The sequence below is a fragment of the Chitinophaga sp. SYP-B3965 genome, from assembly GCF_009647655.1.
GTDB lineage: Bacteria > Bacteroidota > Bacteroidia > Chitinophagales > Chitinophagaceae > Chitinophaga.
Map to the genome: position 1 here is coordinate 521,733 of NZ_WJFD01000003.1, position 24,854 is coordinate 546,586.

20 protein-coding genes are annotated in these 24,854 nt (G+C 46.2%); 7 read left to right on the forward strand and 13 right to left on the reverse strand.

Features of this window, described 5'->3' with window-relative positions; genetic code table 11:
- Window positions 1-6: 6 nt before the first annotated feature.
- From GFS24_RS19885 to GFS24_RS19895, 3 genes are read left to right on the forward strand one after another with little or no spacing between them, the layout of a single operon-like run.
- Window positions 7-720, forward strand: coding sequence for a DUF4843 domain-containing protein (locus GFS24_RS19885; RefSeq protein ID WP_153662446.1), 714 nt, complete (start codon window positions 7-9; stop codon window positions 718-720).
- Between the two features lie 18 nt (window positions 721-738).
- Window positions 739-2,235 (forward strand): PKD-like family lipoprotein, encoded by a 1,497-nt coding sequence (locus GFS24_RS19890; protein ID WP_153662448.1) that lies wholly within the window; start codon window positions 739-741, stop codon window positions 2,233-2,235.
- Window positions 2,236-2,253: 18 nt separating this feature from the next.
- The gene (locus GFS24_RS19895) at window positions 2,254-3,345 is read left to right on the forward strand and encodes a TlpA disulfide reductase family protein (protein ID WP_153662450.1); all 1,092 of its coding nucleotides are present in this window, start codon (window positions 2,254-2,256) and stop codon (window positions 3,343-3,345) included.
- Between the two features lie 254 nt (window positions 3,346-3,599).
- On the opposite strand, the gene GFS24_RS19900 is transcribed toward GFS24_RS19895, so the two are convergent.
- The 7 genes from GFS24_RS19900 to GFS24_RS19930 all read right to left on the reverse strand — a co-directional run bounded on the left by GFS24_RS19900 (window position 3,600) and on the right by GFS24_RS19930 (window position 15,417).
- Complete coding sequence (locus GFS24_RS19900; protein WP_153662452.1) at window positions 3,600-3,929, reverse strand: hypothetical protein; 330 nt, start codon at window positions 3,927-3,929, stop codon at window positions 3,600-3,602.
- 198 nt (window positions 3,930-4,127) lie between these two features.
- A complete protein-coding gene (locus GFS24_RS19905; protein WP_153662454.1) occupies window positions 4,128-5,111 on the reverse strand; it encodes a DUF5007 domain-containing protein in 984 nt (327 codons plus the stop codon).
- 30 nt (window positions 5,112-5,141) lie between these two features.
- On the reverse strand, window positions 5,142-5,819 hold the full coding sequence (locus GFS24_RS19910) for a hypothetical protein (protein WP_153662456.1): 678 nt from the start codon (window positions 5,817-5,819) through the stop codon (window positions 5,142-5,144).
- A gap of 33 nt (window positions 5,820-5,852) precedes the next feature.
- A complete protein-coding gene (locus tag GFS24_RS19915) occupies window positions 5,853-7,370 on the reverse strand; it encodes a RagB/SusD family nutrient uptake outer membrane protein (RefSeq protein WP_153662458.1) in 1,518 nt (505 codons plus the stop codon).
- A gap of 18 nt (window positions 7,371-7,388) precedes the next feature.
- Window positions 7,389-10,529, reverse strand: a complete 3,141-nt coding sequence (locus tag GFS24_RS19920) for a SusC/RagA family TonB-linked outer membrane protein (protein WP_153662460.1) — start codon at window positions 10,527-10,529, stop codon at window positions 7,389-7,391.
- A 480-nt stretch (window positions 10,530-11,009) separates the two neighbouring features.
- Window positions 11,010-12,578, reverse strand: a complete 1,569-nt coding sequence (odhB, locus tag GFS24_RS19925; RefSeq protein ID WP_153662462.1) for a 2-oxoglutarate dehydrogenase complex dihydrolipoyllysine-residue succinyltransferase — start codon at window positions 12,576-12,578, stop codon at window positions 11,010-11,012.
- Window positions 12,579-12,654: 76 nt separating this feature from the next.
- Window positions 12,655-15,417 carry a 2-oxoglutarate dehydrogenase E1 component gene (locus GFS24_RS19930; RefSeq protein ID WP_153662464.1) on the reverse strand — a complete coding sequence of 921 codons (2,763 nt, stop codon included), beginning with the start codon at window positions 15,415-15,417 and terminating at the stop codon, window positions 12,655-12,657.
- Window positions 15,418-15,703: 286 nt separating this feature from the next.
- Here GFS24_RS19930 and rpsT point away from each other — a divergent pair, with 286 nt between their 5' ends.
- From rpsT to GFS24_RS19950, 4 genes are all read left to right on the forward strand, one after another.
- Window positions 15,704-15,958, forward strand: coding sequence for a 30S ribosomal protein S20 (gene rpsT, locus GFS24_RS19935; protein ID WP_153662466.1), 255 nt, complete (start codon window positions 15,704-15,706; stop codon window positions 15,956-15,958).
- 268 nt (window positions 15,959-16,226) lie between these two features.
- Window positions 16,227-17,957 carry a M14 family metallopeptidase gene (locus tag GFS24_RS19940; protein ID WP_153662468.1) on the forward strand — a complete coding sequence of 577 codons (1,731 nt, stop codon included), beginning with the start codon at window positions 16,227-16,229 and terminating at the stop codon, window positions 17,955-17,957.
- A 9-nt stretch (window positions 17,958-17,966) separates the two neighbouring features.
- Window positions 17,967-18,833 carry a hypothetical protein gene (locus tag GFS24_RS19945; protein WP_153662470.1) on the forward strand — a complete coding sequence of 289 codons (867 nt, stop codon included), beginning with the start codon at window positions 17,967-17,969 and terminating at the stop codon, window positions 18,831-18,833.
- 26 nt (window positions 18,834-18,859) lie between these two features.
- A complete protein-coding gene (locus GFS24_RS19950) occupies window positions 18,860-19,234 on the forward strand; it encodes a hypothetical protein (RefSeq protein WP_153662472.1) in 375 nt (124 codons plus the stop codon).
- On the opposite strand, the gene GFS24_RS19955 is transcribed toward GFS24_RS19950, so the two are convergent.
- The 6 genes from GFS24_RS19955 to GFS24_RS19980 form a co-directional block, all read right to left on the reverse strand.
- Window positions 19,231-20,256, reverse strand: a complete 1,026-nt coding sequence (locus tag GFS24_RS19955; protein WP_153662474.1) for a beta-ketoacyl synthase chain length factor — start codon at window positions 20,254-20,256, stop codon at window positions 19,231-19,233. The genes GFS24_RS19950 and GFS24_RS19955 overlap by 4 nt on opposite strands.
- Window positions 20,246-21,460 (reverse strand): beta-ketoacyl-[acyl-carrier-protein] synthase family protein, encoded by a 1,215-nt coding sequence (locus GFS24_RS19960; protein ID WP_153662476.1) that lies wholly within the window; start codon window positions 21,458-21,460, stop codon window positions 20,246-20,248. Before GFS24_RS19960 ends, GFS24_RS19955 begins: the two co-directional genes overlap by 11 nt.
- Before the next feature lie 8 nt (window positions 21,461-21,468).
- Window positions 21,469-21,744, reverse strand: coding sequence for a phosphopantetheine-binding protein (locus GFS24_RS19965; protein WP_371731276.1), 276 nt, complete (start codon window positions 21,742-21,744; stop codon window positions 21,469-21,471).
- Window positions 21,745-21,813: 69 nt separating this feature from the next.
- Window positions 21,814-23,106 (reverse strand): ABC transporter permease, encoded by a 1,293-nt coding sequence (locus GFS24_RS19970; RefSeq protein ID WP_153662478.1) that lies wholly within the window; start codon window positions 23,104-23,106, stop codon window positions 21,814-21,816.
- Window positions 23,107-23,112: 6 nt separating this feature from the next.
- Window positions 23,113-23,859, reverse strand: coding sequence for an ABC transporter ATP-binding protein (locus tag GFS24_RS19975; RefSeq protein ID WP_153662480.1), 747 nt, complete (start codon window positions 23,857-23,859; stop codon window positions 23,113-23,115).
- Window positions 23,852-24,853 (reverse strand): BtrH N-terminal domain-containing protein, encoded by a 1,002-nt coding sequence (locus GFS24_RS19980; RefSeq protein WP_153662482.1) that lies wholly within the window; start codon window positions 24,851-24,853, stop codon window positions 23,852-23,854. Before GFS24_RS19980 ends, GFS24_RS19975 begins: the two co-directional genes overlap by 8 nt.
- Window position 24,854 lies beyond the last annotated feature (1 nt).

The following is a 24,854-nucleotide window of genomic DNA, read 5'->3' on the forward strand; positions in this document are numbered from 1 at the left end:
GGAAAGATGAGATCATATATATATTATTTCCTGCTGCTCACGGCTATATTGGCCGCCTGTGGCAAAGATAACAGGGTGATGTACAAAGAAGATCCCAGGATCTACTTTTCCAAGTTCGCCACCAACCCGGATAGTACGGATTATTCCTTCGGTGTTAAACCCGTTGGACTATTAACAGACACTGCTTATCTCACGTTCCGTATCATGGGCACAGCCGTGGATAAAGACAGGGAGATCAAAGTGACTATTGCAGATTCATCAAAAGCAAAAGCCGGGTATCATTACAACCTCGGTCCATTGGTGATGCCTGCAAATGCATACGAAGTGAGGGTGCCGGTATACCTCTACCGTAAACCAGGTTTAAAAGACAGCATCGTAACGATTGATTTCACGATTGAGGAGTCCAAAGATTTCAAGCCGGGATATAATGATAAACCAGGACTTAATGTTTATGACCGCCTGCATTATAAGATCAGTCTTAATGACCAGTTGCTGAAACCGGCATCATGGGATAGCCGACTGGCATTGAGCTTTGGGGTATACTCCAAAACAAAGTTCAATTTTATGATCGTCACCACTGGCAAAACAGACTGGAATAGCACCATTTTTCCGGGAGATCAGAATTTCCTGATCCAGACCGTAAAGCTGTCACTCTATAATTATGAACAGGCAAACGGCCCCATGCTGGATGAAAACGGCGTTCGCGTTGTATTCCCATAACTGATAAAATGAATCTACATGAAAGCTAATCTAACCATCATCAGCATACTGGCCATATTGTTCAGCAGTTGTTATAAGGACAAAGGCAATTACGACTATGCCGCGCTGAATAAACTCGAAATAAAAGACAAGAACGGTGTGATAAATATTTCCATCATTTTTGGAGACACCCTCCGGCTAAGCCCGGAGATCACACAAACAACGGCGCAGAATGAAGAGAACCTCACATTTGAATGGATGGTGTTTGATAATTCTCCGGCCAGCAGTTACGCTTTACCCAAAACGGTGATCGCTACTACCCGCAACCTTGCCGTGCAGATCACGGAGCCACCGTTTGTTTTAAGTCAGAACTACCGCCTTACCTATAAGGTAACAGATAAACGCACAGGGGTGAGTTCTTTCCTGTTTTACAATCTTACCATCATCAATAAATATGCGCAGGGTTGGATATTCCTGGAGGATAAAGGTGGTGCAGGTGATTTCTCTATGCTCCTGCCTAATGGCACCGTAGAATATAATGTATATTCTTCCCTGAATAGTGCTGCTCCTATGAGTAAACCGGTGAAACTGGAGATCACTCCTTTCCAGATCACGGACGACATGTCTCCTTCTTCCAAAAAGATCTACCTGCTCACGGAAACAGATGGAATGGAAGTGAGTTACCAAACCATGCAGAAGAAGTTCAACTATGGCTTCCTGTTCTATGCAGCACCGCAGATCATAAAACCCACCCGGCATACCTGGGTTAGCACCAGCACTAGTGCCACCTTATCTGGTTCATTGGGCGTAGTGGTGAATGATGGCAAGGTACATACCAACCTGGTAGGTGGATTCCCGGGATCGAAGAAATGGGGAGCGTCCCTGCTTAGTCCTGCAGGTAATCTGAATTATATAACGGCTCCTTTTGTAGCTGGTGGCACTACTTATACTGCTGCGGTATACGATGTGCTGAACAAACGTTTTTACAGTGTAGGCAATACAGTACTGAGTGCTTTTCCCTCAACAGCCAGCACTGTGTTTGATATGAATAATGTGGGGATGGACCTGCTGTACCTCGATTCAGCCAATGTAGTGCGTGAATATAATGCGGTGTTTAAAGATGAAACCAACACACCGTACCTGCTGAAATTCAAAACAGTATCTACTACTGGTGCGCCCAATCTCACACTGCTTAAAACGCAAATGAATGCACCTGATATTGTGAATATGACCGCAGCGGCATCTTCTACCCTCACACCGCATATCTATTACGGCGTAGGCAACAAGTTGTATAGATATGAAACTACTTCTAATACTACTTTTCCGCAATTCACGTTCCCTGCCGGTGAAACGGTCACCAAACTGAAGTTCAGCAGGCAACCATTGGGAACCTCTCAGCTGGCAGCAGTTACCTGGACGGGCACGGAAAGCAAAGTGTATTTCTTTGATGTGTCCAACGTAGGGGATTTCACTACTTACACGAATGTGTACAGTGGCTTTGCAAGGATCGTAGACCTTGGATATAAAGTACCATAACCTTTTAAAATACTTTGCATGAAAAAGATCATCGCTTGTTTAATGACCGTGATAGGATGCAGCACACTGGCCCAGGCACAATCCGGATTTACCATCAATGGAAAAGTAAGTGACATCCCCGACAGGAAGGTGTACCTCTCTCATCAGGAAGGAAAGAAGAACATCTTAGATTCTGTGATGATGAAGAATGGCAGCTTTACCTTTAAAGGGAAAGCGCCGGGTGTTTATTTTTACTTCCTTCGGGTAGATAGTATGCGCAGGGGTTATGGCTTCTTTGCAGAGAATAAAGTAATGACCATCTCCGCAGACAGTACTTTCAGTAACGTGAAGTTCAGTGGTACGGAAGCGCAGACACAATATCAGGAATGGGCTAAGACCTGGCAGTCTATAACAGCTAAGGCCGGCCCGTTGTACAAGCAGATAGATGCTGCTGAGAAAGCAAAAGATACTGTAGCGCGTGCAGTTGCCCGCCAGGGTTTTGTAGACCTGGGCAATGAACTGGATTCAGCTGTTGTAAATTTCATCAGAAAATATCCTGCTTCCCCTGTTTCTCCCTTTATCATTATTGACCGCTACATCAACTACCCTGCTCCTGAAAAAGTGGAACGCACTTTCGCTATGCTTAAACCGGCTGCACAAAATTCGGCTTATGGCAAGGAGATCACTGAAACACGTAAGATTGCCGCTAAAACCGGCATCGGGGCTAAGCCGGATTTCTCTCTGGCAGATACGGCTGGTGTTCCTTTGAAGCTGAGCAGCCTGAAAGGCCAGTATGTACTGGTAGATTTCTGGGCCAGCTGGTGCGCTCCATGCAGGAAGGAAAATCCGAATGTAGTGGCTGCTTTTAACAAGTACCATGAAAAGGGCTTCACGATAGTAGGTGTTACATTGGATACCAGGAAAGATGCATGGCTGGGAGCTATTGCCAAAGATGGTCTTACCTGGGCACATGTAGGTGATCTGCAAGGCTGGAAAAGCCCTATTGTAGATGAATACGGGATCAAGGCGGTACCCACTAATTTCCTGCTGGACCCTTCAGGTAAAGTGATTGCGAAAGATCTGCGGGAAGAAGCGTTGCAGAAGAAACTGGCGGAGATCTTTGCGAAGTAAGGCTTTTCTATTAAAAAAAGCCACCCTACAGGGGCTGTTTCATTGCAAGTAAGCGGTTTTATTAAAAAAACCACCCCCATAGGGACTGCTTCATTGAGAGCAAGAGTTTTATTAAAAAAGCCACCCCGCAGGGGCTGTTTCATTGAGATAACGCAAAACATTTTATTGAAAACCCGCTTACAATTAAAGAGGAATTGCATCGATATGCAATTCCTCTTTGCTTCTTTCAAGGTTATATTTATTGTGAATCGACATTAGTGTTTCCTATCCCAACGGTTCTCCCTACGGTCATGTTTATCTTCTCTTCTATCGCGCACATCTTCTCTGCGGTCCCGTACATCTTCGCGTTTATCCCTTACATCTTCCATCCTGTCTTTTATACCACCATCGTGTCTGGCATCCCGAACATCCTCCCGTTTGTCCCTGCGGTCTTCCATGCGGTCGCGGACATCCTCTCGCCTGTCCCTTACATTCTCTCTGCGGTCACGCACATCCTCACGTTTATCCCAATTCTTTTGTGCAAAAGAAGACTGACTTACAAAACTGAAAGCAACAATAGCGGCTAATAATATTCCTGTTTTCATATAGAATGATTTGAAGATTGGACGGGGAATGAATGCCGGGGTTTAATACAAAAAAATAAACTTAAAGCCATTAAGCTTTTCGGGAAAACAACCGTCTAACGGCAAAAAAGGCGCCTCGGGAACATCCCGGGCGCCTTGCGTGTTTGATCAGTTAGCTCATGCTTCCTGCCTGGAAAAGCAGCAATTCAGTTATGTACGCTATTTCTTGGTAACATCCAGAAATCTTATCTCCAGAATATAAGTGCCCTCCAGTTTGAGTACAAATGCAAAACGGGGGTTGACAGAATACCCCACTCCTGCAGGGAAATTATCCACCGTCGCAAACTGGCTGGGTATACGGTAATACATGAGGTGATTCCAGTTGGTTACACCATCATCATAATTAGTAAGCGGGAAAGGCGCGATCTCAAAATCACAGATCATGGCCGTATCTGTAAAAGTAACCGGGTTGAAACGGGCGTAGTTCTCAAATACAGGACGATCTCCCCGTTTGATGATCTCACCCGCCTTTGGATTAAAGGCCCTGCCATTTTTGTCCGTCAGTTTCAGGATCAGCCTGGCACCATTTCCATTCACCCTCGTCAATGTCATCTTGGGTACTTTCTGGAGCGTAGCCACCTGGGTTACATCATGAAAAGCATTGGACACATTGTCCTCTACGGTAAAAATATCGTCCAGTTCAGGATCTGCTACTGTTACTTGTCCAAACTTTTCGAATAACCTTTTGCCCCATACATTGGTGGCTTCTATATCAAACAGGTATTCTCCTATCGGCAGATTGGAAGAAGCTTTATTGAATACGAACTGGCCGCTGTTTTCATTGAAATACATCGGTTTCACCTTTTGTACTTCCCTCTTTTTATTCAGAGCAGCTACTGTAGTATCTGTATTCACGTTAAAAGATTCACCTTCCTTAAATACCAGTACTTCATATTCTTTATCGAATTCCGGCGGCGCAGGTTTCCCCGTGAGCTTTTCACGGAAATTCAGCAGTTTGAAAGTCACCGGCGGGGTGGATTCATCTGTATTGATGCGGTCCGACTGTATCAGGGGCAGGCCTCTTTTACAATACACAGCATTGTCTTTATAACGCATCTGGTCGCTCAGGAAACCGGGAATAACCTTTTCGCAGGCAAACAGGATGGCTGTTACGGCGAGGAGGAGGAATATTATTCTTTTCATTGTAAGCAAGTTAAAAGTGAGTACAGGGGATTATTCATTGTTAAAGAGGAAGCGGTGACGCCCGTCCATTACATGAATAATACCAGTGGTGGTAATGATGCCGGAAGTCTGGCAGATATAAGAAATATCCTTTTCTGCCTGCGGGATCTGGTCCGGATTAGCGGACTGATCATCCCGGCTGCCGATGATCTTTGCGTATGTCACATAGTCTACATAGCTGAGATAATTAGCATAGGCTTTCACCCTTTCCAGTTTGACAAGGAACTTCACATTAGGCAATGGGCCTACTTCTGAATCATACAACACACCATCCAGGTTCATCTGTTCGCGGCCCAGTTGTCCCTTTATCATGTAGATCTTGATAGAATCTTTTAGCTGCGCAACGGGCATGCTATCCATCCTGAATTTGATGTTCTCATCTCCTGTTTGTCCGATGAGGCGTCTTGTGCGGGCAGCCAGGAAAGCTTCTACACCATAATTGGTGGTGGCAAAGAAAGTGACATTACCATTTACCGCGTCCTTTAGCCCTGCCCTGTCTATCAGGTATACGAGGGAATCAAAGATGGGTTTGGATTTCAGGTACTCGTAAGTGGTCATATTCACTTTAGCGATATGAACACCCTGGTCGTTTTTATAGTTATCCTTTTTGCAGGCGGCAAATGAAGCGACCAGCAATAAAGCGATGCATATGTTTCGTATTTGTTTCATAATTGACAGGTCATTGAAAGTGAAAAAAAGGATTTAGATCTTACCCAACCAGAAAGTGGTTTGCAGCAGCGATTTGTTCCCTTTGAATAAACGAGGATCAACCGGCCAGTAGAATCCTTCCCTGGCATGACGTTGGTCCGTAAGCCAGCCGATCATATAACTCCCTGTTTTAGTACGCACCAGGTCATAGAACAGGTGGCCTTCCAGGTAGAGTTCTTTCCCTCTTTCCAGGATGTAGTAATACATCAGGTACTCAGGATCAGGGATACCCACTATTTCATCCGTACCATTCCTTACACGGAAGAAATTGATAATGTCCATGGCTTTCTGCGGCTCATCCTTATAGATCGCTATTTCTGCTTTCAACAACTTCATGTCTGCCAACCGGAAGATGATCATGTTATTACTGGTATAGGCATCCACTTTTGCACCAGGATTACGGTACACGATGTTGCTGTATTTTCGGCAAAGGGGGCGATCATCCTGCCTGTAATCAAAGTTCTTTTTGAAACGTACATCGTTGGTATCATTATCCGGGAAGTGTTCATTCAGGTAATCTTTCTTCACGGCCATCCGTGCATAAGTGCCAAAGTAATCTACATACTCCCGGCCACGCAGGAACTGCATGCCAATAGATGTGTTCGACCCTTCATCATAGTCCTCCGTCATGCTCAGTTCAAAGATGCCTTCAGAAGATTTACCGATAAATGTTTTGTAGTACTGAGCCGTATCTGTTAAGCTATAACCACCTTTTTGTTCCAGTACATCAATGGCAGTATCTGCGCTGTTGATATCTTTCATTTCAATGGTACCACCGGAAGCAGCTTTCAGTGTAGTACCTCTCCACATGTATAAATGTGCCAGCAAAGCATATGCAGAGCCCCTGTTAGCAGTTACTACGGCTCCGCTTGGGTTGGATGCATATCCCCAATCCAGCAGCGCGGCAGCATCTCTTGCATCCTTTTCTATCTGCTTCATCACATCCACTTTGGAACTGCGTGCCAGTTGTGGCGCTGTTAGTGGATTATCATAATATTCTGTTACCAATGGTACATCTCCCCAGATGCGCGTCATCTCAAAATAAGTGTATGCCCTTACGAACAGTGCCTGCCCCAGGATCTCATTCCGGAAGCGGCCCGGGTTGGCCACATCTCCTTCCAGCAATTGTTCATCAGATATTTTAGGCACTTTTTCCAGGATGGTATTGCTCATGGTGATCACTTTGAAAAAGCGGCTCCAGTTACCAAAATCATTCACATTGTATTTGAAAGAATAATCACCGTTCTGGATGCCTTCCAAACCATCTCCGTTGTAATCTATCGTGAAGTAGAGTTTGGCCACTGCATCGCCATACATATAATGACCATTGCGGAATGCCAGTGCAGAACGGAGCAGTGCGTAGTTACCGGCTGTAGCGGTTTCACAGTCGCGGGCGCTTTTCCAGAATTTTTCTGCGTAAGTAGAGTTCTTAGGTTCCTGCGTAAGGATCTTCTTACAGGAAGAAACCAGGACCAGGACCGTTATATAGAAGAGGTATTTATACAATTTCATAAAAAACTTTTTACCGGATTAAAAATTGATGTCGAAACCAAGGGTGTATTTCTTGGGGATGGGGTAACCGGCTCCGTTGTATTCTCCATACCGGTTCACCGCTTCTGCATCAGGTAGTTTTTTAGATTGCTGGATCATGAGCACATTGTCCATAACACTAAAGATACGCAGCCTGTCCAGCTTGAACTTGCGCAGGAAATCCTTACCCAGGTTATAACTCAGGCTGATATTCTTCACGCGGAAATAACCGCCTTTTTCCAGGAAAAATGTTTGTGCGGAAGTGTAATAGTAACCATACGTACCGATGTCGTATTTGGCGTACTCTGCTTTATCACCGGGTTGGCGCCAGATATTTACCTTCGTAAAATCAGGTGTGGCAAACTGTGCAAAGGCATCCACGGAGCCACCTGCTGTTGAATTGCTAAACTGATCAGATTCGTACAGGTTCAATACGTCACGATCTAAAGTGAACGTACAGAAGATGCTCAGGCCAAAGTTCTTCCAGTAAAAATCATTGATAAAACCACCGGTTACTTTAGGGTTGGGATCACCTACTGCAATCTTATCCGGGTTCAGGCCATCATTAAAGATATCGATGAAGTTATCACCATCCAGGTCTGCAAAGCGGAAGTCTCCGCCTCTGTATACATAGTTACCGTTGCGGAATTTTTCCCCGGTGAATTTATTACCGGGCACATCATCATCTGTAAGGTAAACACCTTGTGTTTTGTACAGGTAGAAGGCATTTAACGGTTTGCCGATGGAGAGGATGTGAGATTTGTCGAAACGGTCTCCCTGCAGCACAAGGTCCCTGCCACCATTCGGCAGGCTCATCACTTCATTTTTATTATAGGAAGCATTGAGGGCTACTCTCCAGCGTATGGCATTTTTAGGATTCAGCGGATAAGCGGCCAGTTGCACTTCCAGACCTGAGTTACGCACGCCAATAGCATTCGTGAGTGCATTATCATAACCGGAAGTAACTGGTAATTCAATACTGAATAATTGCAGTGTACTTTCTTTATTGTACACATCTATAGAACCGCTGACACGGCCTGTCTGGCCAATTTCAAAATCAGTTCCAACGTTCCATTGGGAAGATTTTTCCCAGCTCAGGCCGGGTTGAGCAGCACCATCTGCAAAGTTGGGTGTAACGGCAGTGATACCATTGTAAGAGGTAGCGTTGAAGTTTCCGTCAAATCCTCCATTGTTCACTCTATAAAGATTGTATTGCAGGTAGTTTTGTTTCGGCAAACTACCAGAGGTACCATAACTACCCCTGATCTTTATCATGGAGAATGGTTTCACATTGATAAAACTCTCGTCGGACAGGATCCAGCCAACGGAAGCGGAAGGGAAATATCCCCATTTGCTGTTCTCTCCAAAACGGGAGGAACCATCTCCTCTTCCACTGAAAGAAAGGAGGTATTTATTTTTATAAGAATAGCTGAAACGGGCATAGTAAGATAAAAGGCCATAACTCTGGTAATCTGAATAAGCACTTGTATTAACAGGGCGGAACCCTTGTATCACCTGGATCTGGTCAGATACCCCGCCGTAACCAAGGGCCTGCATATTCTGGAATTTATCAAACTGTATGTCGGTTCCAAGTACTACACTAAAACTGTGATCATCAAGACTATTTATATAGCTGAGGTAGTTGGAAGAAAGGATGTCGTGCTGATTATCCGCGTAAGTAGTAGAGAGGTTGCCCGCACCGGAATTAAGTTCATTGGTACGGTTGTAATCCCTGCGGGTAGTGAGGTACAGGTAGGAATTCTGAGAAGTTAATTTCAGGTGTTTAGTAATGTAGTATCCAAGTGTAAGGTTTATGTTAAAGTTACTGATCACGTTACCGTCCAGCGATTCATCATAACTTCCCAGGATGGATTGTTTTTTATTAGGGTCCAGGTTGAAAAGGGAAGATGGCATAGCGCCGGCACTGATGCTGATGGGAGATTGCGCATCTCCGTCTCCGCGGTGACGGCTTACATGGCTGAAGAATATCATCGGCGTGATCTCGAGTTTATTATTCAACGCGCGGGTATTAAGTGTAAGGCGGCTGGTGTAACGTTTCAGGTCCGTTCCTCTCACAATACCTTCTTCATCATAATAACCGGAACTGAAACGATAGGTCATACCATCTGCCGATCCGCCACTGATACTCATGTCTGCATTCCTGACAGCGCCAACGCGGTAGAACATGTCCTGCCAGTCTGTATTACTGTTAAAGGCGGGATTGAGGCTATCCGTGAGCATGTAGGGTAATTGCACCCTGTCTGCGTATCTTATCCTTTCTTCCAGGATGGTGAGCTTCTGTCTTCTTTCGGCAGCGCCTACTACCACATCCCTTAATTCCGGCCGCTGTACCACTCCGTAATAACCAGATACATTCACTTTAGTGCCCCCTGTGCGCCCTTTCTTTGTGGTGATGAGGATTACCCCATACGCAGCGCGGGAACCGTAAATAGCGGCGGCAGACGCATCTTTTAATACATCCACCGATTCAATGTCCACCGGGTTGATACCAGCGAGGTAGTTAGTACCGGTTCCCGTATTGGGGCCTACATAACTTTCTGTAGGTTGAGGAATACCATCCACTACATACAGTGGAGAGTTAATGGCATTGAATTCATCATATCCCTTGTTCGCAGTTGAGTTACCCCGTACCACTACAGAACTGCGTGCACCGGGTTCTCCCGTGAAGTTTTGCACGTTCACCCCGGAGAGGCGACCTTGCAATAACTGATCAAAACCAGATGAGGGAAGGTTCTGCAACTCTTTGCCCGATATGCTGGAAATGGCTGCAGTGGAGTTTCTGCGGGTGATGGTCTGGTAACCGATCACCACTGTTTCCTGCAGGGAACTGTTGGTGAGTTCCAATGAAACATTAATGGTTCGTTGTGATCCTACTTTGATGGTTTGGGTAGTGTACCCGATGAAAGTGATTTCCAGGAAAGCACTGGGATCCACCGTGATGGTGTATTTACCAGTAACATCTGCAGTGGTTCCCCGGTTGGTTGATTTGATCCTGATGGTTACCCCGGGTAAAGGATCTTTGGAGAGTGCATCTGTTATTACTCCCGTCACCTGAACAGTCTGTGCGTTCAGTTGATGGAATAGGAACAGGCATAGAAAGGCTAAATGAAGCTTTTTCATTTTACTAGATTTTGATTGATATAATAAATAGCGTACTGATCAGGCGCCTTGCTGATACAAACACATTGACATAGATGCGCGCAAATTCGATTTAGCAGCGGCTTGCGCTGGTAAGATCAAATGTGATAAAAACTAATGGCGTACTTTAAACAATAAATTTTCTGGTGAAAAAGAATGTTACCTCGAATAGATTTTTGGTTTGCGCAGGTCCGCGCCTCGATTTGCTGTTTGATTTAGATGATGGTAATAAGGTTAAAGGTCCTCTACGTCTCGATTCTGGTTGTTGTGTCCTTATGTTAGGTTCCTCTTATAAGTCGTAATCGTGTTCACCGTATGTACCATAAATCTACGAAAAATAAACTTCTCATGTAAATAGATTTAAACCGGTACTGCTTGTTTTTTAACCGCTTTCTACAAGATAAGAAAAGGGCGCCTGAATCAGGCGCCCTTTCTCGATATTCGTATATACGTTACAGGTAACTACAGTTTCAGCAAAGCCTTTACCGGATCCTTACCAAACAGCAGCTGCTCGGGGTTTTCCAGCATTTCTTTCACTCTCACGAGGAAACTTACAGACTCTTTACCGTCAATGATACGGTGATCATAACTGAGCGCCACATACATCATGGGAAGGATCACTACCTGTCCGTTCACAGCCATCGGGCGGTCCTGGATCTTGTGCATGCCCAGGATAGCTGATTGCGGAATGTTAATGATAGGTGTGCTCATTAATGAACCGAATACACCGCCATTGGTGATGGTGAAGGTACCGCCGGTCATCTCTTCCATGGAAAGCTTGTTGTCACGTGCCTTAGTGGCCAGCTCTACTACTTTCTTCTCAATATCTGCCATACCCAGGCTTTCCGCATTGCGGATCACGGGTACAACGAGACCTTTTGGAGCGGATACGGCAATGGAAATATCACAGAAATCGTGGTAAACCAGTTCTTCTCCGTCTATATAAGCGTTAACGGCCGGGAACTCCTGCAATGCAAAGCAAACTGCTTTTGCGAAGAAGCTCATGAAACCAAGGTTAACACCGTGTGCAGTTTTGAATACTTCTTTGTATTTGCTGCGGATAGCCATGATATTGGTCATATCCACCTCGTTGAACGTGGTGAGCATGGCCGTAGTGTTCTTGGCTTCCACCAGTCTGCGGGATACTACTTTACGCAGATTGCTCATTTTCTCCCTGCGCTCTGCACGGCTGAACAGATCATGCCCAATGGCTACACCCGGATTTTCCAGGGCGGCCATTACATCATCTTTCATGATCTTGCCGTGTGCACCACTTCCTTTAATAGAAGCAGGGTCTACTTTCTTATCTGCAATTACAGCGGCAGCAACCGGGCTTGCTTTCACATCTCCAGGAAGTGTTGCAGCCGGGGCCTGTTGTGCAGGCGCCTGTGCTTTAGGTGCCGCGGCAGCCTGTTGTTGTGCAGGTTGTGCTTTACCGGCAGGGCGGGGAGCAGCCGTATCTATCTGGCAGGCTACGTCTCCTATATTGAGGGTATCTCCGTCTTTTGCGAGTGTTTTCAATACACCGGCTTCTTCCGCATTCAGTTCGAAAGTGGCCTTCTCTGATTCCAGTTCGCAAAGCACTTCATCCCTTTCCACGTAATCACCTGTTTGCTTTAACCATTTAAGGAGGGTCACTTCGCTGATGGATTCTCCGATGGTGGGAACTTTGATATCGATCGTGCCTTTGTTCACAGCTGGTGCTGCAGGGGCTGCTGCGGGAGCCGCCGGAGTTTCCGGAGCTGCTGCAGGTGCAGCAGGAGCCGCAGCCGCAGGGGCTGTGGTGGCAGCCGCGCCATCCGTATCAATAGTACAGGCTACTGCCCCGATGTTCAGGGTATCGCCTTCTTTTGCAATGATCTTCAGTACACCGGCCTTCTCTGCATTCAGTTCAAAGGTGGCTTTCTCTGATTCCATTTCGCATAATACCTCATCCTGCTTCACAACATCTCCGTCTTTCTTGAGCCATTTTGCAAGTGTTACTTCGCTGATTGATTCTCCTACCGTGGGAACTTTAATTTCGATTATCATGTGTTAACCCTCCATTCCGCTTTTATGCGGAAAGTTTTGTTTTGCGAATTTACTGGTCAATTACAAACCAGCCCTATTATTTTTTTGCTTTAACCTTAAAAGCTGCGTCTATGATATCCTGTTGCTCCTTAGCATGCACTTTACCATAACCGGTTGCCGTAGCTGCACTGGCCGGGCGGCTGATCACATCATATTTAATTTGCTGCAGGTTCATTAACAGGAAACTGGCGGCACCCATATTCAGGGGCTCTTCCTGTACCCAGGACCATGCAGCCCCTTTGTATTTCTTCTGGATAGCTTCCAGTTGCCCTACCGGCAACGGATACAGCTGTTCCATCCGCACAATGGCCACATCTTTCCGGTCTTCCTTCATTTGCTTCTCGCTCAGGTCGAAATACATCTTACCGCTGCAAAGCAATACTTTCTTCACACCAGCTGCATCTGTGATAAACGGATCATCCAGTACTTCTTTGAACCCGCCCTGCGTGAATTCCGCAATGGGGCTGTAACTCCGCACGTGACGAAGGTTGGCCTTGGGTGAGAAGTTGATCATCGGTTTACGGAAAGGCAGCGCCAGCTGGCGGCGTATAGCATGGAAGAAGCTGGAAGCTGTTGTACAATTGGTAATAAATATGTTCTGTTCAGCACACTGTTGCAGGAAGCGTTCCAGGCGGGCGCTGGAGTGTTCCGGCCCCTGCCCTTCATATCCGTGTGGCAGCAACAGCACGAGGCCGCTTTGCTTTTGCCATTTGGTTTCTGCAGATGTGATGAACTGGTCTATCAATGTTTGAGCGCCATTCATGAAATCCCCGAACTGGGCTTCCCAAATGGTCAGCGCATTAGGGTTGGCGATGGAATAACCGTATTCAAAACCCAGCACAGCAAATTCGCTGAGCAGGGAATTGTAAATGCGGAACTTGCCCTGATCGTCGCTCAGTTTGCTGAGGCGGCTGTATTCTTCGTCTGTTTCTTCGTTACGCAATACGGCATGGCGGTGAGAGAAGGTACCCCTCTTCACATCCTGGCCGCTTAAACGCACGTCCCGGCCATCTTTCAGGATACTGCCATAAGCCAGTAATTCCCCGGAAGACCAGTCCAGCAGACCTTGTTCGCTGTACAGCTTTTGTTTATCCTGGAGCAGTTTTTCCACTTTACGTAATGGTTTAAATCCTTCAGGTATAACCATTATGCCCTTGAAAAGGTTTTCCAGCTGCTCTTTGGTGATAGCGGTATCAGGAGATTTGTCGAAATCCGCCAGGGTGGATTTGCGCAGTTCCTTCCACCATTTTTCCGGGGTCTGGTAAGTATACGGTAGCGGATGTTGTTTTACATCATCCAGGCGCTCCTGCAGATCTGCCCAGAAAGCTTTTTCCATTTCCTGCGCGATGGAAGCATCCACATCCCCTTTGGCAATGAGCTGCTGGGAATATACTTCGCGGGGATTGGGGTGTTTATCGATCTCTGCGTAAAGTTTCGGTTGGGTGAATTTAGGATCATCTCCCTCATTGTGACCGTGTTTGCGGTAGCAAACCATATCTATATAGATATCGGAGTTAAACTCCTGGCGGTAACGTGTAGCAATCTCCGCAATCTTCACGGCGGCTTCCACATCGTCCCCGTTCACATGGAACACAGGGGCTTGCACAATAGAAGCTACGCTGGTACAATAATCGGAGGACCTTGCATCTTCAAAATCGGTGGTGAAACCGATCTGGTTGTTGATCACAAAGTGCATGGTGCCGCCGGTATAGTAGCCTTTCAGCTTACTCATCTGGGCCACTTCATATACTACTCCCTGACCTGCAATAGCCGCGTCTCCGTGGATGAGGATGGGGAGGATCTGATCGTAATCGCTGTTGTAGATCACATCTGCCTTGCTGCGGGCAAAACCTACCACAACAGGGTCTACCACTTCCAGGTGGGAAGGGTTGGGTGTGAGCTGTACGTTCACCTCTTTACCGGCAGGGGTTTGAATAGTAGAGCGGAAGCCCAGGTGGTACTTCACGTCTCCGCTGCCCATGGTGGTATCGGGGATGGCAGTTCCTTCAAATTCTGAGAAGATCTGCTCATATGTTTTACCCAGGATATTGGCCAGCACGTTCAAACGGCCGCGGTGTGCCATACCGATCACTACTTCCTGTACACCGTATTCGGCAGAAGTATTGATCATGGCATCCAGTGCGGGGATGGTGGTTTCGCCACCTTCCAGGGAGAAACGTTTCTGCCCGATATATTTGGTATGGAGGAATTTTTCGAACATAACACCCTGGTTCAGCTTGAGCAGGATGCGTTTTTTCTGATCCACGGTGAGGGGATTGCGGATGGTGGTTTCCATCTCTTTCTGCAACCAGTCTACCTTTGCGGCATCATTGATATAAGTAAATTCCAGGCCTACAGCTGCTGCATATACCCCTTTGAGGTGTTGCAGGATCTTGTCCAGGCTGGTTTTACCAAGGCCGATCACCTGGCCGGCAAAGAATTCTGTTTTAAGGTCTGCGTCTGTAAGGCCAAAGAAACTAAGGTCCAGATTAGGCTGGCGGTCTTTCCGGGGACGGATGGGGTTGGTATTGGCCACTAAATGGCCTTTTTTGCGATAGGCCTGGATAAGGCGGTAAACACCCAGTTCCTTCACAAGTTGTTCGCTGCTTACCGGCAAGGTTACCGCAGTGCCACCAGCGGCGGGGGCCGCTTTACCGTTAGTGTTGCTCACCGCAAAGTCAAATCCTTCAAAAAACCTGATCCATTCCGGATCTACACTAGCCGGATCAGTACTGTACTCTTTATACAGCGATTCGATGTACGCCGGATGCGAGTTGGTGACAAACGAAAAGTCCTTCATTTACAACGAAAATTTAAGCTTGGTCTTTTATTCTGAAACATATTCCATTCTATATAACACACAAAACGGGATATGGGATTGCAAATATCGCTAAAGATTTGGGATTTTATGGTATTTCCACAGTGGTTTTATGAGGATTTCAAGGTATAATATGTGTATAATTTATTATCTTTGTGACCCGTATCGAAAAGGGTAATTCTCCGGCTCCGGAGGAAATCCCTTCTTTTTATTTTGTTTGTAATAAGTAAAAACATACCTTTGCCCTCCGAAACTTGAAAATTATACAATGGCAAACCATAAAGCAACGAAAAAAGACGTACGTCAAAGCAGAAAGCGAAATGAGCGTAACCGTTACTACGGTAAAACTACCCGTAATGCCATACGGGACCTGAAAAAGCTGACTGACAAGGCTGCTGCTTCAGAGAATTTACCTGAAGTAATTTCTATGATCGACAAACTGGCTAAGCGCAATATCATACACAAGAACAAGGCTGCAAACCTGAAGAGCAAGCTCTCCAAGAAGGTTAACGTCCTGGCTTAATTGCGCTGCGTAAAAATACTTCAGCTCTTCCTGGAAAACGGGAAGAGCTTTTTTTATTTGTGTTAAGAGATTGATAACCAGCTTCTTTAAAAAGTAATCCCACACCAATCCCGTATCAATCCCGTACCAATCCCGTATCCTTCCCGTATCCATCCCGTATTAAGGTGGGGTACCTGTCAAAATAGCAGCATAAAAACTGCCACCTCATTCATATAATTCCCACAAACGAGGCAAGGATATTTAACCCAGACCCTGTATTTTTATAGCCATGAGGAATTTCTCCATTATTCTGCTATCCTGCCTGGCTTTATCTGCTTCCGCACAGGATTTTACCACTAAATATGAACGTACCGGCAGCAAAGAGACCGTTACCTACCATGAATGCATTGCTTACTACAAAGCCCTCGTAAAACACTACCCGCAGCTAAAACTGATGGAAATAGGGCAAACAGATGCCGGATACCCACTCCACCTGGTAGTGCTCTCCCAGGATAAAGACTTCAATTTCGAAAGCCTTCATAAAAAGAATAAACGCATTATCCTGATCAACAATGGCATCCACCCCGGCGAACCGGATGGTATTGATGCCAGCATGATGCTCCTGCGGGACATTGTACAGGGAAAAAAGAAATTACCGGCGAATGTGGTATTGGCCGTGATCCCCCTGTATAATATCGGCGGTTCCCTCAACCGGAGTGCTTTTTACCGGGTAGACCAAAATGGCCCCGAAGAGTTCGGTTCCCGGGGCAATGCCCAAAATCTCGATCTGAACCGGGATTTCATCAAAGCTGATTCCCGCAATGCCCGTGCCTTCCAACAGATCTACCAGATGACGGATGCCGATGTGTTTGTAGATAACCATGTAAGCAACGGCGCTGACTATCAGCACATTATGACCTTGCTCACTACCCAGCACGGCAAACTGGGCGGCCCCATGGGTGAATTCATCCATAAAAGCTTTGAACCCGGCCTCTACCGTTTAATGAAGGAAAAGGGTTACGATCTCCTCCCCTACGTAAATCATTTCGGCGATACACCGGACAGTGGCTGGGTAGCTTATGCGGACGGCCCAAGATATTCCAGTGGATACACCACGCTCTTCCATACTTTCGGTTTTGTGCCGGAAACTCATATGCTGAAACCCTATAAGCAACGTGTGGAAGCTACTTATGCCCTCATGGAATGTTTTATCAGGTTCACCAGCGAAAACAGTGAAGAGATCAGCCGGCTGCGCAGGCAAACGAAAGAAGCTGTCAAATCCCAAACAAAGTTCCCGCTTAGCTGGGCACCGGATATGACCAAATCTGAATATTATACGTTTAAAGGATTCAAAGCCGGCAGAAAACCGAGTGAGATCTCCGGATTACCCCGCCTTTACTACGATAGGAATCAACCTTATGAAAAACAGATCAGGATCTTCAATACGTTTGAAGGAGGTGATTTCGTGGATAAACCGGAAGCTTATATTATCCCGCAAGGCTGGTGGGCTGTGATAGAATTGCTGCAGAACAATAAAGTTCGCATGCGCCAGCTGGCCAGGGATACTTCCATTGAAGTAGAAGCTTATAAGATCGAAGATTATAAAACACCCTTACGCCCTTATGAGAAACACTATATTCATAATGGTGTGAAAGTGAGCGCCAGCAAACAAACCATCAAATTCCTGAAAGGAGATTATTACATCCCCATGAACCAGGTTGCTAACCGTTACCTGGTGGAAACACTGGAACCAACGGGTGGTGATTCCTTCTTTGCCTGGAATTTCTTTGATGCTATCCTGGGTCAGAAAGAAGGGTATTCTACTTATGTGTTTGAAGATACCGCAGCAGAATTCTTACGCCAGCACCCGGAAGTGAAGAAAGAACTGGAGAAGAAAAGAGCAGAGGACAGCACATTTGCACAGAGTGCATCTGCGCAGTTGAATTTTGTGTATCGTGCTTCTCCCTGGAATGAACCTGGATTCATGCGTTACCCGGTATACCGTGTTGTTCATAAATAACCCTCATATATGAAACCCTTTTTCATGCTAATGCTGCTCATTGGCCACGCTGCCATGGCACAGGTACCTGTTTTACAATATAAAACCGGTGCTAAACACCGGTATCAGCTGTTCACGTCTTTCAGTTACAATGGCCAGCCGCAGCCATCTTCCCTGGCTATCTGTGAAGTCACAACCGGTAAGGATCAAAAAGGTATTCCCTTTGAAGAAGTGAAATGGATCAGCCTTAAACGGATCAAAGGAACGGATACCACGGATGAATCTGCTACCGCACTGGCCGTAAAACCTTATACACTTTCGCTGGATAGCAAGGGCAATCTTGCTTTGCCGAAGATAGACGTAGCAGATATGACCGGGCCCATCACTGATTTTCATACTTTCTATGTTGCTGTAGGCCCACAGCTTGGCTTGCAGCAATTGAAAAAGGCCGGAGATAAAGTGGTAAAACCAGAATTAGTGAAAGGAGATTTTGCCAACGGGAAAACAATCCTTGTTGGGCATGATTGTTTGCAAGTGATTTCGAGCCTCACTGCCATAAACAAACAACAGGTGATCGTTAAAACCCAATTCCTCCCTCCTGCCAATCCATGCCTTAACTTTCTGCTGGAGGATATGAAGGAACCTGTGATCAAAGACACGCTGAATAATTTCCAGATGGTACGCCCCGGTGCAGCAGGAGCCTATAATGTGCAATATGGCCGTGAATTCTTTACCATCAATACTTCCATCCGCACCACAGATGGCAGGATTGAAAAAGCAGATATGCACAACCTGCTAAACCTGAAAGTAAAACTGAATTGTGATAGTACTTACCGGCAATGCCAGCACGAAGTGCCATTTAAAATTGAACGGAATCTTACATTGGAATTATTATAATACATTTACATCATAAAAGGTGACTAGTGAGTAATCGTTTCTTTCAATATATATCAAAGATCTTTGGCGGCAGTTATGCCAAGTCAGGGCCTACGTTTGAAGAATTACTGCAAAAGATAATACTGCAGGATAAAACCCATTTCATTACCGGGTTCAAATCTTTTCAGGCGGATTTTAATGTTGAGTTCAATGATTTCAATTATGCGCATCTCCAGGCACTAATTGAAAAGGGACAAACAGATCATTTTAATAAAGCGGAATTTATCAGTGAGCATACGCTGGAAACCTTAACGGTAGCCAGGTTGAAAGCACAGGACAATAAGGAATACATTGCGCTGTTCTATGATCCGGTGGACTTCTTTTCTAACCCGGAGGTGTTGAAGATCTATAAGATAGCTTAGCTATTACTCAGCAACAGGAAAGTGTGCTGATCTCCATAGAAGTTATTATAGATAAGTATCTTCTTCAACCCCTGCTCCTTTATCACCTGCGTAGCCAGCCATAATGCAAAAGCAGATGCCGTATCATATTCACCGCAGAGTGTTTTAAACGGTAGCGAAGTGGTAGCAGGGAAATATTGTACAATTAAATTGTGGTAATAGTGATCGTGGTTCACATCTCCATTCTGGCCGGTGATCAGGAGATCGATATCCGATGGGGTAATTTCATGCTGTGCCAGGAATGTTTCCAATGCAGCATGTAACTTTTCCTGCGTGGGCTTGTACACCATCTTAATGCCTTCAATACAGGCCAGTGGATGGTTTCCGGGTTTACTGCCCAACATGAAGAAAGCCGATCCTTCGCCGGCAATGGTGCCGGGCGTTCTGCTGGTTAAAAGTTCTGCAGGTTGCGTGAGGGCTTTTTTCCAGTAACCAATGCGACTCTTGATATAAAAATGTTCGTCGGATATTTCTTCGAAGGCGCCTGTGAGCACTACATCTGCATTGCCTTCGGCGATTTGCATCATACTATCCAGCAGGGCGTGCTCAAAGGAAAAACCACGGTGAACGAAAGTGCTGTTGTATTGTGTACATTTCTGTTGCACCGCTATAAGGCCGTTCACAGAATTGTAGGTGGATTGAATAAAGGGTGTTGGATTGAGCGCTGTTTCTGCGTACTCTGTAATGTTCTTCAGGAAACGTTCTGTATCCTGCAAACTGCCTTTACCGGTGCCAGTGATAATAGCGCCAGGCATACTTACCTCACTGTTGCGTAAACATTGCAGCGCAGCTACCAGTCCCATTTTGAGCACGCGGCTCATGCGGCGTAAATTGTTGGGAGGAATGAAACCGCTGTAATCCGGTTCCTTGATACGCAACAGGTTTTTATCCGCCAGCGTTAGCAGCTGTGGAACAAAAGGGCCCGAAAAGCTTTCCTGTGGAGAGATAGCGGCGGCCGACTGTATGTAGTATTTACCCTTCATATTTACTGATCACAAGTGATGCATTATTCCCACCGAAACCAAATGAATTGGAAATTACGTTCTTCACGGGGTAATTTTCCAATAATTGCGTTTCTGGTGTGATGTGCAGTTCTTCCATCTTTTCAGAGAAGTGAAGATTCGGAAAGACCAACTGTTCCCTGATGGCCAATACCCCAAAGATAGCTTCTATCGCTCCTGCGGCGGCCAATGTATGTCCGGTGAATGGTTTGGTGGAACTGAATTTAGGCACATTGCTTCCAAACAGCCGCTCCAATGCAATGCCTTCAGATACATCATTATTTAAAGTAGCTGTGCCGTGTACATTTACGTATTGCACATCTGCCGTACTTCTGCCGCTCATCTTCAAAGCTTTCTTCATGGCTTCGTATGCACCATCCCCTTCCGGTGAAGGTGCTGTAGGATGAAATGCTTCGTTGGTATTACACCATCCGCTGAGTTCTGCGAGGATCTGTGCGTTCCTTTCCTTCACCAATGATTCACTTTCCAATACCACGTAAGCAGCTCCCTCTCCCAGGTTCAGCCCATTACGCTGCTGATCAAAGGGGCGGCAGAATTGCTTATCGATGTTCTTCAGTGAATTAAAACCGTTCATGGTGAAGCGGGTGAGTGCTTCTGTGCCACCACATACAGCACGTTGTACCAGGCCCTGCTGAATGAGGCGTGCGCCATACATTAGTGCATTGGCAGAAGAAGAACAGGCGGTGCTGATGGTAGTTACATATTCATCGATACCAGTTTCGTCTGCTATGCGTTGGGTGCAATCTGCGCAGTCCAGGGTATCGATGTAATTGAGGAAGTCTCCTTCTTTGTTAGGATCCAGGATATCGAAATATACTTTTTCCGTATCACACATACCGCCAACGGTGGAAGCATTGATGAAGGCGGTGGGTAATTCTTTCGCATCCTTTATACCGGCGGAGCGTAAGGCTTCCTGTATGGCCACAAGGCCCAGCAAGGTGGTGCGGGTGTAACCGGGAAGTTCTTTAATACCGGCCATGGCAGCCAGTTCAGCTGTAGTGGCCGCTACTTCTCCTACAGGCAACACATCTCTGTGAATGGTATCAATATGACGGGTGTATCCCAATCCACTCTTCTGCTCGCGCAGATGACGGAGATTCTCCTGCACATTGTTGCCAATGGCAGAGATCATGCCTATCCCTGTTATAAAAACGCGTTCCGCCATGCCGTTGTTTAAGCTGGTTGTTTGCTCTGAATGAACTCAGCCATGCTTTGTACGGACTGTAGTATTTTACGCCCTTCGCGGGGATCTTCTACTTTGATCTTGTATTGCCTTTCCAACAGCACCATCAATTCCAGCGAATCGATACTATCCAGTCCCAATCCTTCGCCGAACAATGCAGCATTGTCGTCAATATCTTCAGGGCGGGTGTCCTGCAGGTTCAGGGCCTCAATGATCTGCTGTTTCAATTTCAGTTTTAACGCTTCCATAATTGTTGTAGGTTTCACGCTCGTGGCGCATTTCCAAGGGAGTAAAAATAATTGTTTTACCGTTGTTAAGAAAATGTTTATTCTTCGTTAACTGATCCTTCTTTGTTCCACCCAGGCCGCAATACCCAGCATCACCAACCCGCAGGCCAGTAAACGGGTAATATCCGGCAGGATAAAACTAACATTCCCATTCCTCAGATAAACATCGTTTATAGCATCCAGGCCCCAGCTCAGAGGAGATAATCTTCCGATCATCTGGATATTCTCCGGCATGATCTCCAGCGGGATCCAGATGCCGCCAATGGCGCTCAGGATCACAATAGAAATAGCCCCAAAGTTCAGTGCCTGGTTAGGTGTTTTAAATAAAGTGCCTATCAGGATGCCATAGGCAGTAGCAGTAACACCGATAGTTACAGCTGTTATGAATCCTGCCAGATGGTTCACACCCAGTTGCAGGGCCGGCAAATCCAGCAGGGGCATGACATAGATACCGATAACGATCATCAGATAGAACTGTACCACACAAATTCCTACAAAGAACAACAGTTTGCCGGAGAGGATGGAGAGGTAATTGCCAGGGATCAGTTTCATCCGCACGAGGCTGCCATCTTCTCTTTCACGGATCATGTTGCCGGCAATGGGGATCACGATGAAGAACATGGCGAAGATACTCCATGCCGGTACGTTGTGTTGTACAGAATTAGAGATCACATCTATCTCCTGGTTTTTACCCAGGTTGGTTTCCTGCAGGCCTACTGCTTTCAGTTTGATGGCAGGAAATGTATCTGTGGCCGTGCTATCCTTACTCTTCAGCTGTAGCTGGATGCGTTCCAGCAAAAGGTCTGTTTGCACCTGCGTCAGGAAATTATCCAGGGCCTGGTGAATAGCACTTTTAAATGCTTTCTTGGCTGCAGGGTCAAAGTAGAGTTGTACTGCCAGGGAGTCCGCGGCTATGGCCTTTACCGGCAGCTGTACCGGAATGCCCATGCGTTTGGAGATATCGTTCACGATCTTGTTGGCATTGCTAACAATCTCTGCTGTACTGCCTTTAGGGATGATGATACTTATTTTATAATGCCCCTCTCCTATTAATGCTTTGGCGGTTGTTTCGCTAACGGGTTGATCATTTAATGAATCTATCACATTGAATTGACCGCTGTTGCCAAGCCCTTCTCTGATGTAGCGGCCCAGCCTTCCCTGGTCGTTATCCACGGTGAGGATATCGAACTTCACTTCCTGGTAATCTTTAAACGGTGCGTCCTGGATCAGGGCCATCACGGTGATCAGGATAATGGGCATGGCAAATAGCAATGCCAGTCCCGCTTTATCCCGCAGGAGCAGCAGCCATTCTTTTCGTATTGTAGCAATGAGCCTTAACATGTTTTTTTAATCTCTAACTGCATGCCCTGTATAATGTAAAAACACATCTTCAAGATTCCTGCATGCCGGATGCTGCCGGATCAGATCCGTCGGATTTCCCTGTACCACCAGCTTTCCTTCATCAATAATGGCCACATCTTCACAGATCTGTTGTGCTTCGTCCAGTAAATGGGAAGTATATACTACGCTGTTACCTTTCTGATTATATTCTTTTAAGAATTGCAGGATCATGGTGCGGGATTGTACATCCACGCCTGCGGTTGGTTCGTCCAGGATGAGTAAACGGGGCTCATGCAAAATGGCGGCGATGATGTTCGTACGCCGTTTCATACCACCGGAAAACTTCCCCACTTCTTTGTCTGCCGCTTTTTCCAGTCCGAATATTTCCAGGTAATGATCTATTTTTTGCTTTAATGCTTTGCCCTTGAAACCATACAAGTTGCCGAAATAACAGAGGTTCTCTTTTGCGGTGAGCTGCGGGAACAATGCTATTTGCTGCGGCACGATACCGATGATCCGTTTGATGGCTTCACGGCGTGCTGCATCCTGTGGTATATCAAAGATCATCACCTTGCCGCTGCCTGCTTTTACGAGTCCGCATAAGATAGAGATAGTGGTGGTTTTTCCTGCGCCATTGGGGCCCAGCAAACCTACTATCTTTCCTTCGGGGAATGAAAACGACAACCCTTCCAGGCTTGGCGTTAAGGCCCCTGCGTAAGTTTTATGCAGATCCGTTACAGCAATGCTAGTCATACTTCACTTTTGATAAACGGCGGAAGATCTTTTCTTCCTCATCCGCAATATGCATCAGCATATCTCCCAACTCGTTATATGGACTGTTATCCACTACGCGGGCTTTACACACACGGCCGGCCGCAAATGCAAAATTGCGCCAGAGGTCTCCCACCAGTGTGAGGTCTTTCCCGATAGCGATCAGCTCTTCTTTTTTCAATAAAGTGCCTGCTTCCTGTAAAAAAGCGGCATACATAAAACGAAATCCTGCACCACCGGTACCGATCTCTTCCTGCATGCGGATAATATTACCGAGGTACAATGCAGCTCTTCTGTCTCCCTGTTTTTCAGGATATTGTCTTACACGTTTGGCGAGGTAGCGGATGCCTTTGATACCGAATTGCGGCATTGGCACCTTCAGCATAAAATAACAGGCCTGTTTGATACCTGCTTTTATGGGACCAGCAAAATCAACGTTCTGCGGAACACTCACCGGATAGTACATTTTGCCTTGCGGCGCAGGGAATCCTTTTGCAAAGCGTGCCTGCTCAAGACTTTCAGGATCTATTTTTGTAACCGTATCCATTACGGGATCACTCACGAGGTAATCATTTCCTTCTTTTCCAAACACTACCAGGTTATGTGCATTGAAGTGGAACCGGTAAGAAGCAGGGAAGTAAGGCAGGTAATATACGCTGGATTGCATGCCCACCGGTATACCTTTTGCGATCACATCATCCAGCGCCTGCTGTGCTTTTGCGGGATTGCTGAACTTATGTGATTCCATTTTTACACCAAGGCGTTTGCATACCCTGGAGAAAATAGCGCCGGGCCAGATGCGGTAAGTGGTACCCGGTACACCGTTCACTTTTACAAAGGGCAGGTGGCCGAAAAAGATACCTGCGCCAATGCCAAATGCCATGGGTTCACTGATCTTTAAACCATAATGGCGGAACATATTGGAAACTACGCCGCTCTCGCAATGAGCTGTTTGTACGTGATTGAACGTTGTCATG

Coding starts and splice junctions, on each gene's coding strand:
- GFS24_RS19960 (WP_153662476.1), bottom strand. CDS start 21,460: ATGGCGGAACGCGTTTTTATAACAGGGATAGGCATGATCTCTGCCATT.
- GFS24_RS19955 (WP_153662474.1), bottom strand. CDS start 20,256: ATGAAGGGTAAATACTACATACAGTCGGCCGCCGCTATCTCTCCACAG.
- GFS24_RS19970 (WP_153662478.1), bottom strand. CDS start 23,106: ATGTTAAGGCTCATTGCTACAATACGAAAAGAATGGCTGCTGCTCCTG.
- GFS24_RS19890 (WP_153662448.1), top strand. CDS start 739: ATGAAAGCTAATCTAACCATCATCAGCATACTGGCCATATTGTTCAGC.
- GFS24_RS19915 (WP_153662458.1), bottom strand. CDS start 7,370: ATGAAATTGTATAAATACCTCTTCTATATAACGGTCCTGGTCCTGGTT.
- GFS24_RS19900 (WP_153662452.1), bottom strand. CDS start 3,929: ATGAAAACAGGAATATTATTAGCCGCTATTGTTGCTTTCAGTTTTGTA.
- GFS24_RS19920 (WP_153662460.1), bottom strand. CDS start 10,529: ATGAAAAAGCTTCATTTAGCCTTTCTATGCCTGTTCCTATTCCATCAA.
- odhB (WP_153662462.1), bottom strand. CDS start 12,578: ATGATAATCGAAATTAAAGTTCCCACGGTAGGAGAATCAATCAGCGAA.
- GFS24_RS19980 (WP_153662482.1), bottom strand. CDS start 24,853: ATGACAACGTTCAATCACGTACAAACAGCTCATTGCGAGAGCGGCGTA.
- GFS24_RS19930 (WP_153662464.1), bottom strand. CDS start 15,417: ATGAAGGACTTTTCGTTTGTCACCAACTCGCATCCGGCGTACATCGAA.
- GFS24_RS19975 (WP_153662480.1), bottom strand. CDS start 23,859: ATGACTAGCATTGCTGTAACGGATCTGCATAAAACTTACGCAGGGGCC.
- GFS24_RS19910 (WP_153662456.1), bottom strand. CDS start 5,819: ATGAAACAAATACGAAACATATGCATCGCTTTATTGCTGGTCGCTTCA.
- rpsT (WP_153662466.1), top strand. CDS start 15,704: ATGGCAAACCATAAAGCAACGAAAAAAGACGTACGTCAAAGCAGAAAG.
- GFS24_RS19940 (WP_153662468.1), top strand. CDS start 16,227: ATGAGGAATTTCTCCATTATTCTGCTATCCTGCCTGGCTTTATCTGCT.
- GFS24_RS19945 (WP_153662470.1), top strand. CDS start 17,967: ATGAAACCCTTTTTCATGCTAATGCTGCTCATTGGCCACGCTGCCATG.
- GFS24_RS19905 (WP_153662454.1), bottom strand. CDS start 5,111: ATGAAAAGAATAATATTCCTCCTCCTCGCCGTAACAGCCATCCTGTTT.
- GFS24_RS19885 (WP_153662446.1), top strand. CDS start 7: ATGAGATCATATATATATTATTTCCTGCTGCTCACGGCTATATTGGCC.
- GFS24_RS19895 (WP_153662450.1), top strand. CDS start 2,254: ATGAAAAAGATCATCGCTTGTTTAATGACCGTGATAGGATGCAGCACA.